The 2,700-nt window shown below is 69.6% G+C and carries 2 protein-coding genes; one reads left to right on the forward strand and one right to left on the reverse strand.

Annotation, left to right across the window (positions count from 1 at the left end):
* Positions 1-1,922: hypothetical protein (locus EB084_23270; protein NDD31183.1), on the forward strand; the 1,922-nt coding region annotated here is incomplete at its 5' end.
* Here EB084_23270 and EB084_23275 read toward each other — a convergent pair.
* Positions 1,912-2,700, reverse strand: a 789-nt coding sequence (locus tag EB084_23275) for a hypothetical protein (GenBank protein NDD31184.1), incomplete at its 5' end; no start/stop codon positions are given. The two genes, EB084_23270 and EB084_23275, sit on opposite strands and share 11 nt — an antisense overlap.

Below are 2,700 nucleotides of genomic sequence, written 5' to 3' on the forward strand. Positions count from 1 at the left end.
ATGGGCTAGCCCTGTCGGGTCAGGCCGCGCGAGACGCGGCTCCTGCGGAGCAACCGACTTCGTTCACGCAGCGTGCCGCAACCTGCGCGCTGGCGCTGGTCTCGCTGATGGGCGCGGCATCGCCCGCGCTTGCCCAGACCGCGGCCCCCATGATGTCGAGCCTCTCTGTGGCGCTGCCCCAGCCGAGTCCGTCCTCGGCCCCTTCCGACGCCACAGCGGCCGTGGCGCCGCTGCCCTATCATCGCGCGGAGGTGCAGGTCGTGCGTGGTGACAAGGCGGTTCGCGACGTGGCCATCCGGCTCGCGGCGGGGGCGTCGAAGCGGGTGAGCCTCACCTCGTCGTCCTTTCGTGGCATCGACGCGGCACGCATGACCGATGCCCTCGTCGACCGCGCGGCGCATGGCGTTGCGGTTGACGCCTCGCTGCGAGACGCCGATCCCGCCCTCACGGCGCGACTCGCCGCGGCGGGGGTGCGGCTTCGTGCGGCAGGCGACGTGGCGCCAGGAACGCGCCTCGAGGTCGCCAACGGCGCTTCGGTGGTGCACGGCGCCTTTGCCTTCGATGAGGCGGACGGGCTCTCGACCAATCTTGTCGTCACCACGGCCGACGCGCAGGCCGAGTCTGCCGCCCGTCCCGGCACGTGGGTGCGCGAGCTGCGCAACGACGCCACCTCCCACGAGACCCGTGAGGCCCTGCTTGCCCACATCCGCGCCGCTCGTGTGAGCGTCTTCATCGAGGCGCGCGCGCTCGATGATGCCGAGGTCGTCGCGGCGCTTCGAACGGCCCGCGACGAGGGGGTGAACGTGAACGTGCTTCTCGCCCACACCCAGGGCGACTTCACCCCCGGCTTCAACAACCTGCGCTCTGCCGTGGCGTTCACCGAGCCCAACCATCAGGTGCCGTTCCGCTGGTTCGACGGGGGGGCGCTTCCCTCGATTACCGCGGTGTTCGACGGGCAGACCGTTCTCGTCGCGCGCGACGACTGGACTGCCTCGCCCACCGGCCGGGTCTCGCGTGACCTCCTGGTGAACGATCGCAACCTCGCCACCGACCTCAAGCTGCAGATGATGGGCGATTGGCAGGAGCATGGCGCGTTCGACCTGGTGCGACCGCCTGACATCGTGTCGGTAGGGGTGGCGCCTTACGTCACGACGACGACGCGCGCCGACGCGCGCCCCTCTGAGGAGGGCGCGCCGCCGCTCTTTCCGGGCACGCGCCCGTCTCGCCCCCTGGCGACCCACATGTTCACCGGAAGCGAGAATCACTTCGACCTGACGACACGCTCGGAGCGCGGCCAGACCGAGCGCTACGCCTACGCCCAGATCGAGGGCGGACGCACCTGGCGCCTCGACCTCGATCGGGGGCCGTGGCACAGCGAGACCACATTCGACGCGTCGATGCAGGTGCGGGCCGGAACGAACCCGACGCTCGCCGGCGATCTCACCGGGGGAATCACCCTGGGTCAGGGCATCTCTCGGAACATGGGGGGGGGCTTCGCTGTCTACGGGCGTGCCGCGGCTGGCGTGCAGACCGGGTGGGGAACGCGCTTCGAGGACGACGAGCCGCTGCGCGCCGCCCGCTACGAGGCCGCCGCAGGGGTGCAGTACAGCGATGGGCTCAACACCGTCTACGCCGAGCCTTTTGCGACGCGGGTGCATGCCTTCGCCGATGCCGGTCCAAGTCATGATCGCGTGGGCGTCAGACTGGGCGGGCAGCGGCTGATCACCGAGCGCGACGTGGTGCGTCTCGAGCTCAACACATCACAGTACAGCTACTCCACCGGCGTGCACCAGTCGGCCGTGGGAGGCAATGTGGAGTGGCTCCACCGCACGGGCAGCACGTGGTGGGGGCCTCAGGTCGGCGTGGAGCAGCGCTCCGGCGGAGACACCCGCGTCACCGCTGGGCTGCGCGTCAGTTTCTGAGCTCGACGTCGGTCCAGGCCTGGGTGTGGTGGTCGGCGTGGTCGCTCACCACGAAGCCCACGCGCCACTTTCCGGGGTTCAAGCGCTCGTTGCGCAACGTCAGGGTGGCGTCTTTGCCGATCTCGATCTGGTCTTCTCGATCGTCGGAGTAGATGAGCGACTCCTCGCCGTTGTCCTCGATCTCCCGGTAGAGGGGACGGATGCGGTCGCCACGTCCCAGGGTCACCTCTCGCGTGCCGAACCGGGTCTCGGTGAAGGCCGACAGCAGGCGGCTCTCAGCAACGCCTCGGCCAGTCTCGCGCACGAAGAAGTGCAGGGTGAGATCCTGCCACTTCTTCTGGCCGCGCCGCTTGAGCTCGGCCGGGATGCGGGCGGTGAACTCGCCCTTGCGCAGGTCGATGTCCACGCGATCGTCGATGGAGCAGACCACGGCCTGGTCGCCATGGGTGAGGTGATACCATCTTCCATCCCAGGTGCGGCTCACCTGGCCTCGGGCATTCGGGTGCACCGCGATCTGGCCCACGATCATCGAATCGCTGCCGTCGAGGTCGCCAAGCACGAGCCACGCGCGATCGATCTCGCCGGGCACCGTCGACGCGGTGACGCGCACCGGCGAGCCGGGGGAAGCGACACGCGGCACGCAGGTCAGGTTGGTGAGGCGTGGCGGCGTCTTCTCCGCTTCGGTGGCGGTGGTGTACGCGTCGAGAAACGCGTTCCACGCAGCGCCCGTCTCTCCGACCACATCGGCGTAGGCGAGGGGGTCTGCCCGATGGAGGGT

It is taken from the genome of Pseudomonadota bacterium, assembly GCA_010028905.1.
Classification (GTDB): Bacteria; Vulcanimicrobiota; Xenobia; order RGZZ01; family RGZZ01; genus RGZZ01.